General features: G+C 68.5%; 22 protein-coding genes. 19 read left to right on the top strand and 3 right to left on the bottom strand.

Annotation, left to right across the window (positions count from 1 at the left end; translation table 11 throughout):
- Position 1: 1 nt before the first annotated feature.
- Both M1K48_RS11960 and M1K48_RS11965 read left to right on the top strand, forming a co-directional pair.
- Positions 2-985 (top strand): NAD(P)H-dependent flavin oxidoreductase, encoded by a 984-nt coding sequence (locus M1K48_RS11960; protein WP_249505249.1) that lies wholly within the window; start codon positions 2-4, stop codon positions 983-985.
- Between the two features lie 77 nt (positions 986-1,062).
- Complete coding sequence (locus M1K48_RS11965) at positions 1,063-1,980, top strand: J domain-containing protein (RefSeq protein ID WP_249503431.1); 918 nt, start codon at positions 1,063-1,065, stop codon at positions 1,978-1,980.
- Positions 1,981-2,074: 94 nt separating this feature from the next.
- Here M1K48_RS11965 and M1K48_RS11970 read toward each other — a convergent pair whose 3' ends face one another.
- Complete coding sequence (locus M1K48_RS11970; RefSeq protein WP_249503432.1) at positions 2,075-2,920, bottom strand: outer membrane protein; 846 nt, start codon at positions 2,918-2,920, stop codon at positions 2,075-2,077.
- 152 nt (positions 2,921-3,072) lie between these two features.
- On the opposite strand from M1K48_RS11970, the gene ptsP reads away from it, so the two are divergent.
- The 5 genes from ptsP (at position 3,073) to M1K48_RS11995 (ending at position 8,744) form a co-directional block, all read left to right on the top strand.
- Complete coding sequence (gene ptsP / locus M1K48_RS11975; protein ID WP_249503433.1) at positions 3,073-5,337, top strand: phosphoenolpyruvate--protein phosphotransferase; 2,265 nt, start codon at positions 3,073-3,075, stop codon at positions 5,335-5,337.
- Between the two features lie 74 nt (positions 5,338-5,411).
- Positions 5,412-6,206 carry a helix-turn-helix domain-containing protein gene (locus M1K48_RS11980; protein WP_249503434.1) on the top strand — a complete coding sequence of 265 codons (795 nt, stop codon included), beginning with the start codon at positions 5,412-5,414 and terminating at the stop codon, positions 6,204-6,206.
- A 42-nt stretch (positions 6,207-6,248) separates the two neighbouring features.
- A complete protein-coding gene (locus M1K48_RS11985) occupies positions 6,249-7,121 on the top strand; it encodes a tetratricopeptide repeat protein (protein ID WP_249503436.1) in 873 nt (290 codons plus the stop codon).
- Entirely contained in the window at positions 7,121-8,083 is a 963-nt protein-coding gene (gene tilS, locus M1K48_RS11990; RefSeq protein WP_249503438.1) for a tRNA lysidine(34) synthetase TilS, read from the top strand. The genes M1K48_RS11985 and tilS overlap by 1 nt, the downstream gene beginning before the upstream one ends.
- 46 nt (positions 8,084-8,129) lie before the next feature.
- Positions 8,130-8,744, top strand: a complete 615-nt coding sequence (locus M1K48_RS11995; RefSeq protein WP_249503440.1) for a PilZ domain-containing protein — start codon at positions 8,130-8,132, stop codon at positions 8,742-8,744.
- Between the two features lie 4 nt (positions 8,745-8,748).
- Here the strand turns inward: M1K48_RS11995 and M1K48_RS12000 are convergent, their stop codons facing one another.
- Positions 8,749-9,606 (bottom strand): serine hydrolase, encoded by an 858-nt coding sequence (locus tag M1K48_RS12000; protein WP_249503441.1) that lies wholly within the window; start codon positions 9,604-9,606, stop codon positions 8,749-8,751.
- A 258-nt stretch (positions 9,607-9,864) separates the two neighbouring features.
- Between M1K48_RS12000 and ftsH the strand changes: the two genes are divergently transcribed.
- From ftsH to M1K48_RS12015, 3 genes are all read left to right on the top strand, one after another.
- Positions 9,865-11,814 (top strand): ATP-dependent zinc metalloprotease FtsH, encoded by a 1,950-nt coding sequence (gene ftsH / locus M1K48_RS12005; protein ID WP_249505251.1) that lies wholly within the window; start codon positions 9,865-9,867, stop codon positions 11,812-11,814.
- A gap of 104 nt (positions 11,815-11,918) precedes the next feature.
- Positions 11,919-12,242 (top strand): hypothetical protein, encoded by a 324-nt coding sequence (locus tag M1K48_RS12010; protein WP_249503442.1) that lies wholly within the window; start codon positions 11,919-11,921, stop codon positions 12,240-12,242.
- Positions 12,243-12,324: 82 nt separating this feature from the next.
- On the top strand, positions 12,325-12,711 hold the full coding sequence (locus tag M1K48_RS12015) for a hypothetical protein (RefSeq protein ID WP_249503443.1): 387 nt from the start codon (positions 12,325-12,327) through the stop codon (positions 12,709-12,711).
- On the opposite strand, the gene M1K48_RS12020 is transcribed toward M1K48_RS12015, so the two are convergent.
- Positions 12,708-13,763: a DUF3667 domain-containing protein gene (locus M1K48_RS12020; protein ID WP_249503444.1), complete on the bottom strand. Its 1,056-nt coding sequence runs from the start codon at positions 13,761-13,763 to the stop codon at positions 12,708-12,710. The genes M1K48_RS12015 and M1K48_RS12020 overlap by 4 nt on opposite strands.
- Positions 13,764-13,825: 62 nt before the next feature.
- Here M1K48_RS12020 and M1K48_RS12025 point away from each other — a divergent pair, with 62 nt between their 5' ends.
- From M1K48_RS12025 to M1K48_RS12065, 9 genes are all read left to right on the top strand, one after another.
- Entirely contained in the window at positions 13,826-14,476 is a 651-nt protein-coding gene (locus M1K48_RS12025; protein ID WP_249503445.1) for a nicotinate-nucleotide adenylyltransferase, read from the top strand.
- Between the two features lie 10 nt (positions 14,477-14,486).
- The gene (gene rsfS / locus M1K48_RS12030; RefSeq protein WP_249505252.1) at positions 14,487-14,855 is read left to right on the top strand and encodes a ribosome silencing factor; all 369 of its coding nucleotides are present in this window, start codon (positions 14,487-14,489) and stop codon (positions 14,853-14,855) included.
- Positions 14,856-14,963: 108 nt separating this feature from the next.
- A complete protein-coding gene (locus M1K48_RS12035; protein ID WP_249503446.1) occupies positions 14,964-15,386 on the top strand; it encodes a 23S rRNA (pseudouridine(1915)-N(3))-methyltransferase RlmH in 423 nt (140 codons plus the stop codon).
- A 6-nt stretch (positions 15,387-15,392) separates the two neighbouring features.
- Positions 15,393-16,508, top strand: coding sequence for a murein hydrolase activator EnvC family protein (locus M1K48_RS12040; RefSeq protein WP_249503447.1), 1,116 nt, complete (start codon positions 15,393-15,395; stop codon positions 16,506-16,508).
- A 73-nt stretch (positions 16,509-16,581) separates the two neighbouring features.
- Positions 16,582-17,907, top strand: a complete 1,326-nt coding sequence (locus tag M1K48_RS12045; RefSeq protein ID WP_249503448.1) for a S41 family peptidase — start codon at positions 16,582-16,584, stop codon at positions 17,905-17,907.
- Positions 17,907-18,407 carry a disulfide bond formation protein B gene (locus tag M1K48_RS12050; RefSeq protein ID WP_249503449.1) on the top strand — a complete coding sequence of 167 codons (501 nt, stop codon included), beginning with the start codon at positions 17,907-17,909 and terminating at the stop codon, positions 18,405-18,407. The genes M1K48_RS12045 and M1K48_RS12050 overlap by 1 nt, the downstream gene beginning before the upstream one ends.
- Positions 18,386-18,943: a demethoxyubiquinone hydroxylase family protein gene (locus tag M1K48_RS12055; RefSeq protein ID WP_249503450.1), complete on the top strand. Its 558-nt coding sequence runs from the start codon at positions 18,386-18,388 to the stop codon at positions 18,941-18,943. Before M1K48_RS12050 ends, M1K48_RS12055 begins: the two co-directional genes overlap by 22 nt.
- Positions 18,944-18,996: 53 nt before the next feature.
- The gene (locus tag M1K48_RS12060; protein WP_249503451.1) at positions 18,997-19,407 is read left to right on the top strand and encodes a hypothetical protein; all 411 of its coding nucleotides are present in this window, start codon (positions 18,997-18,999) and stop codon (positions 19,405-19,407) included.
- 95 nt (positions 19,408-19,502) lie between these two features.
- The gene (locus M1K48_RS12065) at positions 19,503-20,315 is read left to right on the top strand and encodes a DUF1206 domain-containing protein (protein WP_249503452.1); all 813 of its coding nucleotides are present in this window, start codon (positions 19,503-19,505) and stop codon (positions 20,313-20,315) included.
- The last annotated feature ends 44 nt before the right edge of the window (positions 20,316-20,359 follow it).

Genomic DNA, 20,359 nt, shown 5'->3' on the forward strand with positions numbered 1-20,359 from the left:
GATGGCGCGCGGCGCCGACTTCCTTGGCACCCGCTACGCGATCATGGGCGGGGCGATGAGCTGGGTCAGCGAGCGCAACCTGGTGGCGGCGATCAGCAACGCCGGCGGGTTCGGCGTGATCGCCTGCGGGGCGATGAACCCGGAGCTGCTCGACACCGAGATCGCCGAGACGAAAAAGCGGACCGACAAGCCGTTCGGGGTCAACCTCATCACCATGCACCCGCAGCTGACCGAGCTGATCGAGATGTGCGGACGGCACCGGGTCGGACACATCGTCCTGGCCGGCGGCCTGCCACCCAGCGGGGCGATCGACCGGATCAAGGCGACCGGCGCCAAGCTGATCGCCTTTGCCCCGGCGCTGAGCCTGGCCAAGAAATTGATGCGCTCGGGCGCCGACGCCATCGTGATCGAGGGAATGGAAGCGGGCGGTCACATCGGCCCGGTGTCGACCACCGTGCTGGCGCAGGAAATCCTGCCGCACATGGCCGAGCAGATCCCGGTATTCCTGGCCGGCGGGATCGGCCGAGGCGAGGCGATCGCGGCCTATCTGGAGATGGGGGCGGCGGGCGTCCAGCTCGGCACCCGGTTCGTGTGCGCCACCGAGAGCATCGCCCATGCCAACTTCAAGAAAGCCTTCATCCGCGCCAGTGCGCGCGATGCGGTGCCGAGCATCCAGATCGATCCGCGCCTGCCGGTGATCCCGGTCCGCGCCTTGAAGAACAAGGAAACCGAGCGCTTCGCCGCCAAGCAGCGCGAGATCGCCGAGCAGCTCGACGGCAAGGCGCTGGAGATGGCCGAGGCGCAGTTGCAGATCGAGCATTACTGGGCTGGCGCGCTGCGCCGCGCGGTGATCGACGGCGACGTCGAGACCGGCAGCGTGATGGCCGGCCAGTCGGTCGGCATGGTCACCGGGGAACAGCCGACCGCCGCCATCATCGCCGAGCTAGTCGGTGAGGCGGAGGCCGCGCTCGAGCGACGGTCCTGAAGGCAGGTGCGGCGCGCCTGCCATTGCCCTATGACGCGGGCAATTGAAGACGGGGCCGGGAGTCGTCGACCGCAGCCATGACCAATCATTACCGAACCCTCGGGGTCGACCCGCAGGCCGAAACGGTGGTGATCCGCGGCGCCTACTTGGCGCTGATCCGTCGCTATCACCCGGACAAGGGCGGCGAGGAGGCCGATCCTGCCCGAGCCCAGGCGGTGACCGCGGCGTGGGACGTGCTGCGCGATCCCGAGCGGCGGGCAGCCTATGACGAGACTCGGCAGGCGCGCTTTCAGCCGGAGGGCGGAAGCGTCGTTGGTCCGGCCGTGCTCAGCACCCGGGCCCGGGTGCGCGGCGGGGCGGCGGGGCGCAACCTGTTCCTGCTGCTTGCCGCCGGGACGATCGGGCTCGGCTGGTGGGCGCTGGGCCAGCCGCAGCTTGCCCCGCCGGTCACGGCCGCTGCGCCGCCGATCCGAGTGGCCGAAGCCGCTCGGCCCGAACCTGCGGTTAGGCCGGTGGACGACGAACTTTCCGCGCGGCGACAGGCCGACGTCGAGGAAGAGCAGCCTCCGCTTCCCGACGTCACCCGCGAGCCCGAGGTCGAGGCGCAAGTCGTCCTGCCGCCCTTGCCGGTGAAGGATCCGGTGCGGATGCCCGTGCGGACCGCCGACAATCAGCCGACGGTCCGCCGGGCCACTGCCCTCGAGCGAACCGAGATGGCGGCCAGGGTGCCGACCAAGGCATTGTCCCGTCCGGCTGCGAAGGCCGCCGCGGCACCGGCACCGGCACGGCCGAGCATCGACCTGGCCCCGCTCGAACGGCATCTGAAGCTGTTGACCGACCAGAGCCTGCGCTACGGCACCGAGGCAAAGCGCAGCCGGCTGACCGCCACGCGCGAACAATTCGTCGCCCGGCTGGGCCGCTGCGATAGCGAGGGCTGCAAGCGCGACACCTATCTCCGCCGCAACGCCGAAATCGGCGAGATCATGCGCAATTGAAAGGTCTGGCCCGCGGCATGTCCGGGCACGGCCTGCCCCACGGAAACGCGATGAGCAGGCCCGGGCGGCTCCGTGCCTCCCGGGCCTGCTATCCTCAGAAGCGCAGGCTGGCAGTGACCTTTGCGCTGTGCGAGCGGAACCGGTCGTCGGTGCGCTGGAACTGGGTGCCGGCGGCATTGACCAGCACGAACGGATTGGTGGTGGCCGGGGCGGTGCCGCGGGTCACGTCGATCCGGTTGTCGCCATCGTCTTTGATCGAGGAATAGAGGTAGAGCAGCCCGATCGAGAGGTTGCCGCCGAGCCGCTGCTCGACTCCCCCGCCGGCGCGATAGCCCCAGCCGCTGGTCCGCGCGTCGGTGACCGCAAAGGCATTGGCGGTGTTGCTGCTGGCGAAACTGTTGCGGAACCGGCCGTGGATCGCTCCGGCGGTGGCGTAGAGCAGCGTGTCGTCGAGCGCGACGCCGGCGCGGGCGCGAAGCCCGAAGCTGTCGCGCAATTCGCGCGTCAGGACGTAATTGGCCGGCGTGGTCGAAAAGGCCGAGACGCTGTCCTTGAGGTTGCTGCGATCATATTCGCCGACCACGCCGACGACCAGATTGCCGAGCGCCATGTCGTAGCCGACGTGGGCGCCATACTCGACCGCCTGGTCGCCATTGTCGCACCCGCCGTTGGGAGTGACGCCCTGGGCGCGGCCGTCGCAGAAGCCGGGCGAAAAGGCATTGGCGCCGCCGCTGGTGCGGACCGTGTCGGTGAAGGTGCCGTCGCGATTGGTGTCGAACAGCACCTGCGGCCGGTCGTTGTCGATGTTGCCGATGCCGGCCTGGCCGCCGACGTAGGGGCCGCTCCAGCGGGCGGCGTTGCTTTGCGCCGAAGCAGGCGAAAGGGCGGTCGCGGCAAGGGTTGCCGCCAGCAGGCTGGCGGCGAGAGGACGAACGCTCATGAAAGGGAGTCTCCGGGTGATTGGCAAGTCTAGACGCCTCAAACTACGGCCCGGGCCCGCGAACGGATGACATCGGACGCGAATTTTGCTTCGACCGGACTGCCACGGCCGCGCCGCTTGGCCCTTTGCCACGTTCCTGATAGCGCTTGAGAATGCCGCTGACCGCCGCCAACTCCGCCCGCGAGATCCTGACCGGGCTTCACCAGTTGATGGCCAGGCGGGGGTCGGCGCAGGCCAAGCTGGACCTCACGGTAGACCTGATCGCCGAGGCGATGGGCAGCGAGGTCTGCTCGATCTACCTGCTGCGCGAACAGTCGCTGGAATTGTTCGCCACCCACGGCCTCAACAAGGAGGCGGTGCACGTGACCCGGCTGTCGCCCGGGCAGGGGCTGGTCGGGACGATCGCCGCCGAGGGGCGGATCCTGAATTTGGCCGAGGCCAGCACCCACCCGGCGTTCGCCTATCGCCCGGAGACGGGGGAGGATCGCTTCCACAGCTTTGCCGGCGTGCCGATCATCTTCCGCGAACGCAGCGTCGGGGTGCTTGCGGTCCAGCATGCCGATCCGCGCGCCTATGCCGAGGTCGAGATCGAGGCGCTGCAGACGGTCGCGATGGTGCTGTCCGAATTGATCGCCGGCGCGCGGCTGACCGACGGCACCGCGCGCCGCGGCGGCCAGCGCGAGGGGATGGTGCGGCTGGCCGGGCTCAAGCTGGTGTCGGGCATGGCGCGGGGCACCGCGGTGTTCCACGAACCCCGCGTGGTGGTCGAGCAGACCGTCGCCGACGATCCCGAACTGGAGCGCAGCCGGGTCATCTCCGCCTTCGCCAAGATGCGGACCCAGATCGAGAACATGACCCGCGAGGCGGAGTTCGGCACCGCCGGCGAGCATCAGGAAATCCTCGAGACCTACAAGATGTTCGCCTATGACGAAGGCTGGGTCCGGCGGATCAACCTGGCGATCGACAGCGGGCTGACCGCCGAAGCGGCGATCGAGCGGGTCCAGCAACGCACTCGCGCCCGGATGCTGGAGATCGACGATCCGATCCTCAAGGAGCGGATGCACGACCTCGAGGACCTGTCCAACCGGCTGATGCGGATCGTCAGCGGGCGGATGGGAACCGCGGCGCAGACCGGCCTGCCGAGCGATTCGGTGCTGATCGCCAAGAGCCTGGGGCCGGCTGAACTGCTCGAATATGATCGCCGCCGGCTGAAGGCGGTGGTGCTGGAGGAAGGCTCGCTCACCGCCCACGTCACCATCGTCGCCCGCGCCATGGGGGTGCCGGTGATCGGTCGGGTCAAGGACATTGGCCATACCGCCGCCGAGGGCGACACCGTGCTGGTCGACGGCAACCAGGGCAGCCTGGTGGTGCGCCCGACCCGGGCGGTAACCAGTGCGTTCGAGACGCGGATGGCGATGGGGCAGAAGCGCCGCGCCGAATTCGCCGCCATCCGCTCTCTCCCCCCGATCAGCAAGGACGGGGTGCGCGCGACATTGATGGTCAATGCCGGCCTGGCCGAGGACGCCGGGGCGCTCGACGCCACCGGGGCCGACGGAATCGGCCTGTTCCGGACCGAGTTCCAGTTCCTGGTCTCCGCCGCGCTGCCCGGCCGCGACGCGCAATATCGCCTCTATCGCCAGGTGCTGGAAGCGGCGGGTGACCGGCCGGTGGTGTTCCGCACCGTCGACATCGGCGGCGACAAGGCGCTGCCCTACCTTGCCGACGCCACCGACGAGGCCGAGAATCCGGCGATGGGCTGGCGCGCGCTTCGGCTCAGCCTCGACCGCTCGACGCTGATGAAGGCGCAGGCCCGCGCTCTGATCGAGGCGGCCGAGGGGCGGGTGCTTCGGGTCATGTTCCCGATGATCTCCGAACCGTGGGAATATGAGGAAGCGCGGACCCTGTTCGAAGCGCAGATCGAGTGGGTCAAGGCGCGCCGCCCCGGCCCGGCGCGGGTCGAATTCGGGGCGATGCTGGAAGTGCCGAGCCTGGCCGAGATGCTCGATCAGCTGCTGCCGAGGATCAACTTCCTGTCGATCGGGACCAACGACCTGACGCAGTTCCTGTTCGCCGCCGATCGCGCCGATCCGCGGCTGGCCGAACGCTATGACTGGCTGAGCCCGGCGATCCTCCGCTTCCTCCGCCGCGTCGCTCGCGAAGCGGCGGCGGCAGGCGTACCGGTGCGGGTCTGCGGCGAAATGGGCGGGCGGCCGCTGGAGGCGATGGCCCTGATGGGGATCGGCATCCACAATTTCTCGATCACGCCGGCGGCGATCGGCCCGGTCAAGGCGATGATCCGCTCGCTTGACGTCGGCGCGGTGCGCGGCAAGCTCGAAGCATTGCTCGCCAAACCGCCACGGGACATGCGCAAGGCGCTAACCGACTGGGCCAAGCGGCATTCTGTCGCACTCGACTGAGCCGTTCAGATTGACGGGACCCGCACACCCCGCAACAACGGGCGCCAAAGCCTCGGGAGGGTGATCGACGCGTAATGGATGAAGTGACCAGCGAAACCGGCACGGTCGGAGAGCAATTGCGCAACGCGCGCGAGCGCGAGGGCATCACGCTCGAGGACGTCGCGGCGCGGACCCGTATTCCGACCCGCCACCTGCAGAGCCTCGAGGACGGTGAGTGGGACAAGCTACCCGCGCCGATGTACACGGTCGGTTTCGCCAAGAGCTATGCCGGGATGGTCGGGCTCGACCGGGGAGAGATCGGCGACGCGCTGAAGCTTGAGATGGGTGCCGGTGCCCTGGCTGCCCGTCCCGAGGCGCAGGTCTTCGAACCGGCCGATCCGGCGCGGGTAATGCCGCGCTGGCTGGTGCTGCTGGCGCTGGTGGCACTAGTCGCCGTCGCCGCCGCTTTCCTGTGGAACCGCAATCGCACGCTTTCCGCCGACGACAGCCCGGTGGCCGAAGCCGAGGCACCCGCCACAGCTACCCAGCCGGCAGTAGGCGCGGCGCCGGTCGCGGCGACGGCGCCGGGCGGACCGGTGGTGATCACCGCCAACGAGCCGACCTGGATCCAGGTCAGCGAGCGCGGCGGCGCCAACCTGTTCCAGGGAGAGCTGGCGTCGGGCCAGAGCTATGAGGTGCCGACTACCGCCACCGCGCCGGTGCTGCGGACCGGTCGGCCGCAATCGATCCGCATCTCGGTCGGGACGGCCGATGCGCCCGCGGTGGGCGAAGCGGACCGTACGGTCAGCAACGTGTCGCTGCTCGGCCCCGACCTGATGCGTGGCCCGGGTGCAACGCCCACCACCACCCCGCCCACCCCGCAACGCTAGTTCATCGGGCGCTAAGCCCGGTCACAGCACGGAAATGACGTCATGAAGCACATTCTCCTCCTGGGCCTTGCGGCCCTCACGCTCACGGTTCCGGCCGCCGCGCAGAAGCAGCAGCCGACCCCGGAAGACAGGATCTATCGCCTCGAGCGGCAGACCCGCCAGTTGCAGCGGCAGGTGTTCCCCAAGGGTCAGCCGGCGGACACCGCGGGCTTCGACGATTCCCCGGCCGCCAGCCAGGTGGTGGTGGTTGCGCTGTCCAACCGGATCGACGCGCTGGAGCGGCAGCTGGCGGAATCGACCCGGCTGGCCGAGGAGAATGGCAACCGCGTCGCGACGCTTGAGACCGAGATCGCGCGGATGCGGACCGACCTCGACGCGCGGCTGCGGGCGGTGGAGGCCGGCGGTGCCGCGACCCAGCCGGCAGGGGCTGCGGGCGAAACGGCGGCAGCGCCCGAGCTGGTGACCGCCGCTCCGGTCCGCACGGTCGAGGCCGCGCCGCCGCGCCCGGTGCGCACCGGAGATGCTACCGCCGACGGCGAGGCGGCTTATGACGTCGGCTATCAATTGTGGCTGCAGAAGCGCTACCCGCAGGCGGTGACCGCGCTGCGCTCGATGGCGTCGAGCTTCCCAGGGCACCGCCGGGTCAGCTGGGCCAACAACCTGGCCGGTCGCGCCCTGCTCGACAGCGGGCAGCCGCGCGCAGCGGCCGAGGCTTTGCTCGCCAATTATCGCGGCAATCCCAAGGGCGAACGGGCGGCGGACAGCCTCTTCTACCTTGGCGAGGCGCTGGTTGCGCTGAAGCAGCCGGCGCAGGCCTGCAAGGCCTATGCCGAGCTGGAAGAGGTTTATGGCGGGTCGATGCGCGCCGACCTGCAGAAGCTGCTGCCCCCGGCCAAGACCCGGGCGCGCTGCTGATGACCGCCGCCGTCCCGGCCGACGCCGGGACGCGGCTGGCGGCGGCGCTCGACCGCCTCGTCCCCGACGGACAGCTGGGTATCGCCGTTTCCGGCGGTCCGGACAGCCTCGCGCTTCTGCTGCTCGCGGCCTCGGCGCGGCCAGGCAGGGTGCGGGCAGCGACGGTCGATCACCGATTGAGGCCGGAGAATGCCGACGAAGCAACAATGGTCGCGGACCTGTGCGCCAAGCTTGGCGTGCCGCACGACATCCTGTCGCTGACGGTCGGGCAGGGCGCGAGCCTGCAGGCCCGGGCGCGCGAGGCGCGCTATGCGGCGCTGGGGGAGTGGGCGGCGTCGCACGGGCTGGCGTCGGTGGCGACGGCGCATCATGCCGACGATCAGGCCGAGACCCTGCTGATGCGGCTTGCCCGCGGAAGCGGCCTCGGCGGGCTCAGCGGCATTCGGGAGAGGGCGGAGATCGGCGGCTGCCGGGTGGTCCGGCCGTTGCTGCAGACTCGTAAGGCTGAGTTGGTGGAGATTGTCACCGACGCCGGCTGGACCCCCGTGTCAGATCCCGCCAACTCCGATCCGCGTCACGAGCGAACGCGGGTCAGGAAATTGCTGGCGGCAGTAGAATGGCTCGATCCCCAACGCTTGGCACGCAGCGCGGCGGCGCTGGCCGAGGCCAGCGAGGCGCTCGATGCGGCGGTCGAGCAGGCTCGCCAGCGTCACCTAGCGCCAAGCGCCGACGGGATGGTGCTGCGCGACATTCCACTGCTTCCTCGCGAGATCCGCCGGCGCCTTTTGCTGGCAGCCCTTGCAGCATTCGAGACCCGGCCGAGCGGCCCCGAACTCGACCGCCTGCTAGCAGCGCTGGACGAAGGGCGGAGGGCGACCGTTGGGCTGGCGAAAGTCACGCCGGAGGCCGGTGGAGTGTGGCGGATCGAACTGGCACCTCCGCGCCGCCAATTGCATACATAATGGATGTTTCCCGACCGTTGCGGACCGCAGGCGGCGATAATGAAGCATGTCGCCGTCGCCGCATCTCGCTTCCGCCGGTGGCGATCCGGACCCGCAGCCGGGGAACGACGGCCAGTCACAGCCTGCGCGTCAGCCACGCACCAATCTGTTCCTGTCGGCCCAGCTGAGCCTGCCCGGCGAAGCGTCACGACCTGTTCGGGTCCGCAATCTCAGCGCGTCCGGGGCGCGGATCGACCTTCCTCAGCCGCCGCCCCGCGGCAGCACATTGCTGCTGTGCCGCGGGGCGGCGGAAGTTGCGGCGGAAGTGATGTGGAGCGCCGGGAGCAGCTGCGGCCTCCGCTTCACCGAAATTATCGACGTCGCGCGCTGGATGCCGGACCGGCCGGGCGCGGCGGCACCGGCGAAAGCCCGCGAGCCGAGCCTCGCCGAGGAACTCGCGCTGGCCCGGCGGCTGGTCGACCGGCTGGAGGATGCCCTGTCGTCCGAGCCCGCGGTCGTGGCCGCGCTTGGGAAGGAGTTGCAGGCGCTGGACCTGCTGGGGCAGTTGTTGGCGTCGTCGGAGAAGCGGGCGGCCGGTTCGACCGTGCCGGCGATCCGCAGCCTGTGGCAGGCGATTGCCACCTTCCTGCGCACGCCACCGGCCAGCGGCGGCCGCGCTTAGGGCGTCAGTTGGCGCTGATCGCCCGCGCCATGCTGTCGGAGAAGGCGACGCTGCGGACCCAGCCGGCGAACCCGTCGTAGATTGTCCGCGCGGCCTGCGCGATGGTCAGCGGACGGTCGGTGCCGCCACGGGCAAAGAAGGCGACTGCCAGGCGGCGTCCGTCGGGCAGGGTAAGATAGCCGACGTCGCTGGTGTAATTGTTGAGCGTTCCGGTCTTGTGGGCGATCGGGACCCCGGCCAGCAGCCCGCGGATGCGGTTCTTGCCGGTCGAGCAGCGCGCCATGACGTCGAGCAGATAGGCGCGGTTCGCCGGGGTCAGAATGTTCCCCTTGTCGAGGCTGCGCAGCATCTGGACCATTGCCACCGGCGTCGAACTGTCGCGCAGGTCCCACAGGTCGCGCTTGTCGGCGAGCAGGCGGGCGATGTTGCGGTCGACCCGCACGCCGCGGATCTGGTTATGCTCCAGCCATTCCTGGATCGCGCGCGGCCCGCCGAGGTTGCCGATCAGGAGGTCGGTCGAGACATTGTTCGACTTGATCATCATCGATTCGATCAAGGATCGTGCGCTTTGCCCGGCGATGCGATCGTTTAGCGTGCGGCGGCCGGATTCGACCTGGTCGAGATAGGCGGCGGCGACCGCAACCTTCATGGTCGAAGCCATCGGATAGGCCTTGTCCCCGTTGATCGCGACGGTTTCGCCGGTGGCGAGGTCGAGCGCGGCTACGCCGACGTCGCCAGACCGGCTCGCCAGCAGGGCGGCGAGTTGTTGTTCGAGGCTCTGCAGGTGCGGGCTGGAAGCGGCCAAGGCCGGCTGTGCGGCGACCAGGCTGAGAATCCAGGCGAGCAAGGCGAGAACGCGCATCTGGGCTCCATCATCACTTCGGAAGAACCGACGTCCTGCCCCTTATGGAGGCCGGCGGCTCAATGCTTCCTTAACGGTAAGTCTAAGTTCCGTGGCCGAACAAGCGGTTGAGGCGGACGTGAGGCGAGCTGTGTCGTCGCTGCGGCGAAACGAGTCTGCTGTGCGGCAATGACACAGAAAGAGACAGTTTACGGCATTGAGCCGGGCTTCGAGACCAGCCCTCTAGGCGCTGGCTACCCCATCACCTACATTGCCCGCATGGACGACAAGAACAAGAAGCCGAGCAGCCCCTGGAGCAAGAGCCTGCTGATCTGGGTCGGCGTGCTGTTCGGGCTGGTGCTCTTCGCGCAATTGCTCGAGGGCGGGACCCGCGCACAGACCGGAAACCCGATCGCCTACTCGGACTTCGTCCGGCAGGTCGGCGAAGGCAATGTCCGCCAGGTGACGAGCAGCGCCACCCAGACCGGCGACCGGATCATCAGCGGCAAGCTGGCCAATGGCGAGGCCTTCCGCACCACCGCGCCGTCCGACGCGCAGGTGACCGAGCGGCTTCTCGCGGCCGGGGTCCAGGTCCAGGTCAAGGAAGCCGAACAGTCGAGCATCTGGTGGATCATCCTGGTCCAGTCGCTGCCGTTCATCCTGATCCTCGGCATCAGTTTCTTCATCATGCGCCAGATGCAGAAGAATGCCGGATCGGGCGCGATGGGCTTCGGCAAGAGCCGGGCAAAGATCCTCGTCCCCAAGGAAGGCCGCGTCACCTTCGCCGACGTCGCCGGCATCGACGAAGCCCGCGAGGAACTGCAGGAGATCGTCGAATTCCTGAAGGATCCGGGCCGGTTCGCCCGCCTTGGCGGCAAGATCCCCAAGGGCGCGCTGCTGGTCGGCTCGCCCGGTACCGGCAAGACCCTGCTCGCCCGCGCCATTGCGGGTGAGGCGGGCGTGCCCTTCTTCACCATCTCCGGTTCGGACTTCGTCGAGATGTTCGTCGGCGTCGGCGCGAGCCGCGTCCGCGACATGTTCGAGCAGGCCAAGAAGAGCGCGCCGTGCATCGTCTTCATCGACGAGATCGACGCCGTCGGCCGCCATCGCGGGGCTGGTCTCGGCAACGGCAATGACGAGCGCGAGCAGACGTTGAACCAGTTGCTGGTCGAGATGGACGGCTTCGAGGCCAACGAAGGCATCATCATCATCGCCGCGACCAACCGTCCGGACGTGCTCGACCCCGCGCTGCTGCGCCCAGGCCGGTTCGACCGGCAGGTGGTCGTGCCGCGTCCTGACATCGAGGGCCGTGAGCAGATCCTGGGTGTGCACATGAAGAAGGTGCCGCTGGCCCCCGACGTCGATGCCCGCACCATCGCGCGCGGCACCCCCGGCTTCTCGGGCGCTGACCTCGCCAATCTCGTCAACGAGGCTGCCTTGCTGGCTGCGCGCAAGGGCAAGCGGCTGGTCGCGATGAGCGAGTTCGAGGAAGCCAAGGACAAGGTGATGATGGGGACCGAGCGCCGGTCCATGGTCATGACCGAGGACGAGAAGCGGATGACCGCCTATCACGAGGCCGGCCACGCCATCGTCGCCATCCATGAGCCGGCGTCCGACCCGATTCACAAGGCCACCATCATCCCGCGCGGCCGTGCGCTGGGCATGGTGATGCGCCTGCCGGAACGCGACAATTACAGCTATCACCGCGACAAGATGCACGCCAACCTGGCGGTGGCGATGGGCGGCCGCGTCGCCGAGGAGATCATCTTCGGCTATGACAAGGTCAGCTCGGGCGCGTCGAGCGACATCCAGTATGTCACCACCCTGGCGCGCGACATGGTCACCAAGTGGGGCATGTCCGACGCGATGGGTCCGCTGCAATATGCCGAGGCCGACGAGGAAGTGTTCCTGGGTTATTCGATGAACCGCCAGCGGCAGATGAGCGACGAGACCGCCAAGGCGATCGACACCGAGATCCGCCGCATCGTTGAGGGCGGCTACGATCGCGCGAAAGAACTGCTCGGCACCCACGAGGACCAGCTCCACACGCTGGCCAAGGCCCTGCTCGAATATGAGACGCTGTCGGGTGAGGAGATCACCAAGGTGCTGGAAGGCGGCACGATCGATCGCGGCGGTTCGTCGCGCCCGGTTGTCCCGCCGGCCGGCGTCGGCATCCCCAAGACCCGCAAGCCGAGCGGCTTCGGCGGAGCGGCCCCCGCCGGGGTCTGACCGCTTACCTGCGCACTGAATTGGCGCCGTCCCGGCTTCGGCTGGGGCGGCGCTTTTTCGTGCAGTTCACTTTGCCTTCATCGCCGGATGGGCCATGAGGCGGTATGTATCGCTTCCTGGCTGCTGCCCTGCTCCTCGCCTCCGCCGTTCCCGCCGCCGCCGCGGCACCGGGCACCGCCGAAAACTTCCTCAACCGCGCAGACCGACTGGTCGCCAAGGGTCCGCTGGCGCTGGTCGACGCCGACTACAAGAATCTGAAGCGCGAAGGCACGGCGGCGGGCGACAGCATCCGCCTCGAGCGCGAGGCGGCGGAAAAGGCCGGCAAGCCGATTCTCTACTGCAGCCCCCCAAGCCGCGCGCCGAACTGGGCAACATGGAATTCCTCACCGCGCTGCGGAAGATCCCGCAGGCCCAGCGCCAGCGGCTGACCCTGCGCGCGGCGATGCTGCAGGTGCTGCAGCGCAAATACCCCTGCAAGCGCTGAGCGTTTCATCCTCAAGAGGAGCCTTGATGCGACCTTTAAGCTTAGCCCTTGGCGCAGGACTGCTGACGCTTGCCGCGACTCCGCTGGCCGCCCAATCGATGAACGCCGAGGTTTATCACCAGCGCGCCGCCGCCTTGTTCAAGAAGGGTCCGCTGGCGCTGTTCAGCCGCGGCGAGATCAAGGCGCTGACCGATGAAGGGCGAAAGGCCGGTCTGAAGTCGCGCGAACAGCGCCTGGCCGTGCTCAAGGCTGGCGGCAAGCCCCGTTCCTGCCCGCCGGAAGGCCAGCAAGGTATAGGACCCGAGGAGTTCATGAAGCGGCTGAGCGCCATTCCGAAATCCGAGCGTCAGCGGATCGACATGACCGAGGCGATGACCCGTATCTCGGCCGCGAAATATCCCTGCCCGGCCTAGTCGAACAGACCCAGCAGAACGAGCGCGATCCCGAACAGGAGCACGATTGAGAAGGAGCCGACGCTCATCACTGCGGCCCGCCACAGGGCCGACAGGCGCGACAGCGAGTAGGCACCGCGTAGCTGGCGGTACATGTGGACGGGCGGAACGAACATCAGCAGCCCCACGCCCGGCAGTCCGGCCAGCTTGTACAGGCTTCCCGCCACCACGAGCAACGTCATGAAGCACAGCGAATAGGTCACGAACACCGTGTGATCGTAGAGCCGCCAGCGCCGCGAGAAGGGAAACAGCAGCCACATCAGCGGAAGCGACAGGGGGATCAGCGCCCAGCTGTATTTGTAGCCGTTGCTCTTGAGCTTGAAGAACAAAAGCTCGGGGTTCTTCACGGCCTTGGCATAAGCCTCGTTGAGGCTGGCGATCGAAAAAGGAGTGTCGTCCGAGGCATGGGCCAGCGCCCCCGCCGCCCCCTTGGCCGCGATGTCGCGAGTGAGGGCGAGATCTTCGTTCTGCGAAGCGATCTTGCGATCGATGGTCTGGACGGCCGCCTGGTCGCCGGTCGCCACCGCGGTCGTTCGCTCCGCCTCGAGCTCCCGCAGCCTGGCCTCGGATTCCCTCGCGCCTTTCTCGAGGCCGGCCTGCATTTGGCTGGTGTCGACGAACGCTGAGGAGGGCAGCTGGCTGACCACCGCGAACATCAGGAAGACGCCGAACAGGAACAAGGCGATCGGCGAAACGAAGCTGGCACGCTGGCCGTCGATATAGCGGCGGGTGAGCTCCCCCGGGCGCCATGCCAGCATCGGCAGCGTGCGCCAGATCTTGCCTTCGAAATGGAACACGCCGTGCAGCAGGTCGTGCCCGAAAGCGCCGAGCGAACGGTGGACGTGGGCATGCTGGCCGCAGGCGTGGCAATAGTCGCCGACCAGCGCGGTCCCGCAGTTGAGGCAGGCGCGCTCGGTGGTATGGCCGCTTCCGTCGACCCCGGTGGCGGGTTCCACGGTGCGCGCGGCCAGGCCCCCGGTGACGGCGTCGGCGATCGGTTCGATGGCGTTCATGTGTGGCAGTTCCCCACCCCGAGAGTGGCAGAGGGAGCCGGGCGCTGCTAGCCCCTGCCGGCATGGCTCGGCGCATCGGTCTTCTTGGGGGCAGCTTCAATCCCGCGCACCGGGCACATCGGGCGATGAGCCTGGCCGCCGCCGCCGCGCTCGGGCTGGACGAGGTGTGGTGGCTGGTCAGCCCCGGCAATCCGCTCAAGCCCAAGGCGGGCATGGCACCCTACCCGGCGCGGATCGCTTCGGCCCGGCAGCTCGCCCGGCGCTCGATCATCCGGGTCAGCGATATTGAGCAGCGGCTGGGCACGGTCTACACCGTCGATACCCTTGCCAAGCTCACCCGGCGCTACCCCCGCCACCGCTTCATCTGGCTGATGGGCGAGGACACTGTGGCGCAATTTCATCAGTGGAAGAACTGGCGTCAGCTGGCTTCAACCGTGCCGATTGCCGTTTTGTCCCGTCCGGGGTATGACGATGACGCCCGCACGGCTCGCGTGTCGGGCTGGCTCCGGCGCTTCGTCCGGCCTGGGGCGCAGGCACGGGACTGGACGCGTTGGAGTGCCCCGGCGATCGTCTTCCTGGGCTTACCGCCTGACCGGACTTCCGCAACGCAGCTCCGCGTCGCCGACCCCTTTTGGCACCAACGTTTCGCTCGCAACACGAACCGCGGTTCGGGCGTTACTCTTTCCGCAGAACACAGGAGACACCTTGGCTGACACCCCTGAAATGGTCGGCGCCCGCACGCCGGCTTCCGTCGAGGACATTCATGCGGCCGTGCTCCGCAGCCTCGACGACGATCAGGCTGTCGAGGTGGTTTCCATTCCGCTCGCCGGCAAGTCGAGCATCGCCGACCATATGGTGATCGCCTCGGGCCGCTCGACCCGCCAGGTCGCCAGTATGGCGACCAAGCTCGCCGAGCGCCTGAAGCAGGATCATGGCAAGCTGGTCCGGATCGAGGGCCTGCCGACCGCCGACTGGGTGCTGATCGACGCCGACGACGTGATCGTCCACCTGTTCCGGCCCGAGGTGCGCAGCTTCTACAATCTGGAGCGGATGTGGGCGTTCGGCGACGAAAAGGCCGCTGCCGCGGGGTGAGTCCCTTCATGCGGGGCCCTTCGACTTCGTGCTTCGCACTCCGCTCAGGACCAACGATAGTTGCTTCGTTCGCCCTGAGCGAAGTCGAAGGGCGCTGAGCCCCGACCGATGCTCCTCCACATCATCGCCCGCGGCAAGATCGGGCGCTCGCCCGAGGCCGAGCTGGTCGAGCGCTATCTCAAGCGATTGAGCTGGCCCTACCGGATGACCGAACTCCCAGACCGTGGCGGGACGATGCCGCCGCCGCTCAGCCCGTCGATCACCGTCCTGCTGGACGAACGCGGCAAGGCGCTGGCGTCGAGCGAGTTGGCCGCCAAACTCGACAAGTGGCGCGACCGGGGCGTGCGCGAATGCCGGTTCCTGCTTGGGGCCGCTGACGGCCATGACGAAGGCGAACGGGCGAGCGCCGACCTGTTGCTGAGCTTCGGCGCGGCGACCTGGCCGCACCTGCTGGCCCGGGCGATGCTGGCCGAGCAATTGTACCGCGCTACCAGCTGGCTTGCGGGCCATCCCTATCACCGGCAAGGCTGACGCCCGATGCGCCGCTTGCTGCTCCTCGCCCTCGCTCCGCTGCTGGTTTCCGCGGCCGACCCGGTGCGGGTAGCCGAGCAGGAAGCGGCGGCGGCGGCGGCCGAGCAGACCCGGCTCGAAGCCGCCGCGGCAGAGGCACGTGATGCCGCAAGCAAGGCGGCGGCGCAGCGCGCGGCCGAGGCACAGGCGATGCTCGCCGCCGACACCCGCATCGCGCTGGCCGAAGCGCAGCTGGCGGCGCTCGATCGGCGGCGGGCCATCCTCGACGCCCGGCTGGCGGAAGCACGCCGCCCGGCGACCGCATTGCTGGCGGGGCTGGCCGAGGCGGGCAGGCGTCCGGCCTGGCTGATGCTGGCGACCGCCGGCGGCGCCGAACAGCAGGTACGCCTGACCGCGCTGGTCCGGGCGCTCGGGCCGGAGGTCGAGAAGCGAACCGCCGCCTTGCGCAGCGAGGCCGAGGCGCTGACGGCGACTGCCGATGCCCAGCGCGCATTGCGGGCCAAGCTGGGGGAGGAGCGCAAGGCGGCGGCCGAGGCGCAGCAACGCTTCGCTGCGCGCGAGAGCGAAGCGCTGGCCTCGGCCCAGGCTCGCGACTCTGAAGCCTTCGAAGCCGGTGACACGGTGATCGACCGTAGCGAGCGGTTAGCGATGCTGACGAGTGAGGCGGCGCGCCGTCAGGCCGCGCGCTCGCTCGCCGCCGCGCTATCGCGGCTTCCCGCAGCCGAGCCGCGGCCGGTGCCAGCCGACGAGCGGGCGGACAAGCGCCCGTTCGCCTGGATCGTCCCGGCCGGCGGGCAAGTCACCAGCGGGATGGGCGAGCTTGCCGGCAACGGCGTCCGGTCGCGCGGCGTCACCTTCGCTGCTTCGCGCGGGACGCAGGTAGTGGCGCCGGCCGACGGCCGGATCGCCTTCGCCGGGCCGTTTCGCCGCCGCGAGGGGGTCGTGATCATCGACCACGGCGAGGGCTGGGCGACCCTGCTGACCGAAGTCCGTCCGGCGGTTCGAGTCGGCGATCGGGTCGCTCGCGGGCAGGCGATCGGGCGCGCGCTGGCGCCGGTTACCGCCGAACTTTTCCGCGGCGGCCGGGCCGAGCCCGCCTCGCAGATCGCCTCATCTCGCTAGACGGCCAATATCCTCATCGCCTGTTCATGCGCGGCGCTGTTAACTGGCCGGCGAAATGGCTAAGACTGGACCCATGATCCGCAAGCTCCTCCCCCCGCTGGCCCTCGTCGGGGCGCTGGCCCTGGTTCCTCTCGCTGCCTCGACCCAGGCGGCGGCCGATACCGAGACCTACAAGGAACTCGAAACCTTCATGGGGGTGTTCGAGCGGGTGCGCGCGAATTACGTCGACAAGACCGACGATCACAAGCTGATCAAGGGCGCGATCGACGGCATGCTGGCCAGCCTCGATCCGCACAGCTCATACCTCGAAGCGTCGGATTTCCGCCAGTTGCGGACCACCACCGACGGCAATTACGGCGGCCTCGGCCTGTCTGTCACGCAGGAGGACGGGACGGTCAAGGTGATCAGCCCGACCGAGGACACGCCGGCCGACCGTGCCGGGATCAAGGCCGGCGATTACATCACCCATCTCGACGGCGAACTGCTCTACGGCCTCGACCTCGACGAAGCGGTGGAGAAGATGCGGGGGCCTCCGGGGAGCCCGATCAAGATCACCATCGTCCGCCCCGGCCGTGACAAGCCGTTCGACGTGACGCTTCGCCGTGAGCGGATCGAGCTGAAGCCGGTCAAGTGGGAGCTGAAGGACGGCATCGGCGTCCTCAACATCAACAGCTTCTCGGCCAATGTCGGCGAGCAGGTCGCCTCGGCGCTCACCGCGATGGACAAAGCCGCGGGCGGCAAGCCGCTCGGCTATGTCATCGACCTGCGCTCCAACCCGGGCGGGCTGCTCGACCAGGCGGTGTCGGTCAGCGACGCCTTCCTGGAACGCGGCGAGATCGTGTCCGAGCGCGGCCGGGCCAAGGACGATATCGAGCGCTTCTACGCGCGGCCGGGCGACCTTACCGGTGGTCGCCCGATCGTGGTGCTGGTCGATGCCGGCTCGGCCAGCGCGGCGGAGATCGTCGCGGGCGCGCTGCAGGACCATCGCCGGGCGATCGTCATGGGCGAGCGCAGCTTCGGCAAGGGCTCGGTCCAGACGGTCATTCAGCTCGACCAGGAAAGCGCGCTGCGGCTCACCACCGCGCGTTATTTCACGCCGTCGGGCCGTTCGGTTCAGGCCGGCGGGATCGATCCCGACATCGTCGTGCCGCAGCTGAGTGATCCCGACTACAAGGATCGCCCGACGATTCGCGAGGCGGACCTTCGCAGACACCTCGTCGCGCAGAACAAGATCGACGATAAATTGCTCGAAAAGGATGACGCGGTTGATCCGCGCTTCACCGCCACTGCCGCCGAACTCGAGAAGAAGGGGGTCAAGGACTTCCAGCTCGACTATGCGGTCAAGTCGCTGAAGCGGCTCGCGGCCGGCCCGGGCGGAGCGGCGCCCAAGGCGCGCTGATGGACGCTCGGACCGGGGATCTGGCGGCTGTGCGCGGGGGCTCGCTGCGGTTTTCGCAATGGCTTGCCATGGCGGTCCCCGGCAGTTTGTTGCTGGGCGCGCTCGGTTCGCAGCATCTCGGTGGCCTTAACCCTTGCGAGATGTGCCTGTGGCAACGCTGGCCGCACCTTGCCGCGATCGTGCTGGCCGGATTGTCGCTCGTCATTCCTCGCCTCGCCAGACCGCTGACGCTGCTGGCAGCGCTCGCGATCGCGGTGTCGGGAGCGATCGGCCTGTTCCATGCTGGGGTCGAGCAGGGCTGGTGGGAAGGCCTCACCACCTGTTCAAGCGTGGCGACCGGCGCGACTCCCGACGAACTGCTCAAGTCGATCATGGCGACGCCGCTGATCCGGTGCGACCAGATCGCCTGGTCGTTCCTCGGCCTGTCGCTGGCCGCCTGGAACGCCGTCATTTCCCTCTTCTCCGCCGGAGCTATCCTATGGCTGATGCACAAGCGCTGACGTCCAGCTGGAAGCCGGGCGACCGTGCGCCCGACCTCCATTCGATGCTGCGCGTCGATCATGCCGGCGAATATGGCGCGACCCGCATCTATGCCGGGCAGCTGGCGGTGCTGCGCGGTTCCTCGCGCGCGGCGCACCTCGTTACCCATATGGCTGCGCAGGAGGATGCGCACCTGGCGCGGTTCAATCAGCTGCTGGCCGAGCGCAAGGTGCGCCCGACGCTGCTTCAGCCGCTTTGGCACATCGGCGGTTTCGCGCTCGGCGCGGCGACCGCCCTGCTCAGCGAAAAGGCAGCCATGGCCTGCACCGATGCGGTCGAGACCGAGATCGACCTCCATTATGAGGAACAGCTGCGGGAGCTTGGCGACAGCGATCCCGAGCTGTCGGCCGACATCCTCAAGTTCCAGGCCGAGGAGCTTGAGCATCGCGAGACCGCGCGCGAGCATGGCGCGCTGGAAACCCCCGGCTATCCGCTGCTGAGCTTTGCCATTCGCTCCATCTGCAAGGTCGCAATCGCGGCGTCCAAGCGGATTTGAGGCGGGAACGTGATGTGGGCCCGTGCGCTGAAGCCCCTGAAAGGTGTTGGATCATGAAGACCCGTTTGTTTGTCGCGTTCGGCGCCGTGGTGGGTAGCGGCCTGTTCAGCGCGCTCCCCGCCACCGCTCAGTCGCAGGCTGTTTCCCAGCAGCGCACCAAGGAGATCATCGTGTTCGGCACCGATCCGTGCCCGCGCTCGACCGATGACGAAGTGGTGGTCTGCGCCCGCCGTCCGGAGAAGGAGCGCTACCGGCTGCCCGAGGCGCTGCGCCCGACCGGCCCGCCCCAGCTGAGCCAGAGCTGGAGCGTACGCTCCAAGGCGCTGGCGACGATGGGCCAGACCGGTCCCGGCACCTGCTCGGGCGTCGGACCCGGCGGTGACTTCGGTTGCGCGACCAAGGAAATCCAGAAGGGCGTCGCCGAGCGCGCCGAACAGGACGCGCAGGACTCGCCGCCCGAATAAGCTCGGGCAGCCGTTCCGCCGCGCGGCAAAAGTTGCGCGGGCGGAACGGTGTCGGGTCAGGTCCGTTCACCTCCCCAACAGGAGGAACCGATCCCATGCGCACCGACCCGAGCGGAGCTCTCACCACTTTCACCCGCCTTGGCTTTGCGGCGCGCGGGTTGCTTTACCTGACCATCGGATTCCTGATCCTTCGTACCGGACGGACCGAGGATACCAGCGGTGCCCTGTCGGTGCTGGCCGAGGGCGGCGGTCGGACGCTCCTTTACGTGATGATCGCCGGCTTCCTTGCTTACGGTCTGTGGCGCCTGTCCGACGCGGCGTTCAACATCGAGAGGCACGAAGAGGGCAAGAAGGGCTTGGCCGAGCGCGGCGGTGCGGCGGCCAGCGGAATCGTCCACCTCTTCCTCGCCTGGCAAGCGATCCGCCTCGTCCAGCATGCCGGCTCGGGCGGCAGCAGCGGCGGCAGCGGAACGCAGGAAGGCGCCCAGACCGCGCTCCAGCTCCCGGGAGGCCAGTTGATGCTGGTGGTCGCGGGTCTGGTCCTGCTGATCGTCGGCGCGGTCCAGCTGAAAAAGGCGTGGAAGGCCGAATTCCTCAAGCATCTCGAACCGAGCGTCGCCCATCAGCCTTGGGCGCGCTATACCGGGCAGGGCGGCTACGCCGCGCGCGGGCTGGTGTTCCTGATCAGCGGCGCCTTCCTGACCGCGGCGGGCTTCAAGGAGCAGGCGGGCGAAGCTGGCGGGATGGAAGAAGCGCTGACCTGGCTGACCTCGCCGTGGGATTCGATCGTCGCCGTCGGACTGATCCTGTTCGGCCTTTACAGTCTGATCGAGGCCCGCTTCCGGGTCATCAACGACGTTCCCGTCGACGGCCTTGCCAGCAAGGCGCGATCCAAGCTTCCGATCTGAGGTAAGCGCCGGAAAAGCCGGGAAAGCTTGCCTTTGGACGGGCG

The organism is Sphingomonas glaciei, from assembly GCF_023380025.1.
Taxonomy (GTDB): Bacteria; Pseudomonadota; Alphaproteobacteria; order Sphingomonadales; family Sphingomonadaceae; genus Sphingomicrobium; species Sphingomicrobium glaciei.

Bases quoted from the DNA above. Each gene is read 5' to 3' on its own strand.
- M1K48_RS12025 (WP_249503445.1), top strand. From the start codon at position 13,826: ATGGCTCGGCGCATCGGTCTTCTTGGGGGCAGCTTCAATCCCGCGCAC.
- M1K48_RS11980 (WP_249503434.1), top strand. From the start codon at position 5,412: ATGGATGAAGTGACCAGCGAAACCGGCACGGTCGGAGAGCAATTGCGC.
- M1K48_RS11965 (WP_249503431.1), top strand. From the start codon at position 1,063: ATGACCAATCATTACCGAACCCTCGGGGTCGACCCGCAGGCCGAAACG.
- M1K48_RS12000 (WP_249503441.1), bottom strand. From the start codon at position 9,606: ATGCGCGTTCTCGCCTTGCTCGCCTGGATTCTCAGCCTGGTCGCCGCA.
- M1K48_RS11960 (WP_249505249.1), top strand. From the start codon at position 2: ATGGCGCGCGGCGCCGACTTCCTTGGCACCCGCTACGCGATCATGGGC.
- M1K48_RS12035 (WP_249503446.1), top strand. From the start codon at position 14,964: ATGCTCCTCCACATCATCGCCCGCGGCAAGATCGGGCGCTCGCCCGAG.
- M1K48_RS12040 (WP_249503447.1), top strand. From the start codon at position 15,393: ATGCGCCGCTTGCTGCTCCTCGCCCTCGCTCCGCTGCTGGTTTCCGCG.
- M1K48_RS11985 (WP_249503436.1), top strand. From the start codon at position 6,249: ATGAAGCACATTCTCCTCCTGGGCCTTGCGGCCCTCACGCTCACGGTT.
- M1K48_RS12050 (WP_249503449.1), top strand. From the start codon at position 17,907: ATGGACGCTCGGACCGGGGATCTGGCGGCTGTGCGCGGGGGCTCGCTG.
- M1K48_RS11970 (WP_249503432.1), bottom strand. From the start codon at position 2,920: ATGAGCGTTCGTCCTCTCGCCGCCAGCCTGCTGGCGGCAACCCTTGCC.
- M1K48_RS12015 (WP_249503443.1), top strand. From the start codon at position 12,325: ATGCGACCTTTAAGCTTAGCCCTTGGCGCAGGACTGCTGACGCTTGCC.
- rsfS (WP_249505252.1), top strand. From the start codon at position 14,487: ATGGTCGGCGCCCGCACGCCGGCTTCCGTCGAGGACATTCATGCGGCC.
- M1K48_RS12060 (WP_249503451.1), top strand. From the start codon at position 18,997: ATGAAGACCCGTTTGTTTGTCGCGTTCGGCGCCGTGGTGGGTAGCGGC.
- M1K48_RS12055 (WP_249503450.1), top strand. From the start codon at position 18,386: ATGGCTGATGCACAAGCGCTGACGTCCAGCTGGAAGCCGGGCGACCGT.
- tilS (WP_249503438.1), top strand. From the start codon at position 7,121: ATGACCGCCGCCGTCCCGGCCGACGCCGGGACGCGGCTGGCGGCGGCG.
- M1K48_RS12010 (WP_249503442.1), top strand. From the start codon at position 11,919: ATGTATCGCTTCCTGGCTGCTGCCCTGCTCCTCGCCTCCGCCGTTCCC.
- M1K48_RS12045 (WP_249503448.1), top strand. From the start codon at position 16,582: ATGATCCGCAAGCTCCTCCCCCCGCTGGCCCTCGTCGGGGCGCTGGCC.
- M1K48_RS11995 (WP_249503440.1), top strand. From the start codon at position 8,130: ATGTCGCCGTCGCCGCATCTCGCTTCCGCCGGTGGCGATCCGGACCCG.
- ptsP (WP_249503433.1), top strand. From the start codon at position 3,073: ATGCCGCTGACCGCCGCCAACTCCGCCCGCGAGATCCTGACCGGGCTT.
- M1K48_RS12020 (WP_249503444.1), bottom strand. From the start codon at position 13,763: ATGAACGCCATCGAACCGATCGCCGACGCCGTCACCGGGGGCCTGGCC.
- M1K48_RS12065 (WP_249503452.1), top strand. From the start codon at position 19,503: ATGCGCACCGACCCGAGCGGAGCTCTCACCACTTTCACCCGCCTTGGC.
- ftsH (WP_249505251.1), top strand. From the start codon at position 9,865: ATGGACGACAAGAACAAGAAGCCGAGCAGCCCCTGGAGCAAGAGCCTG.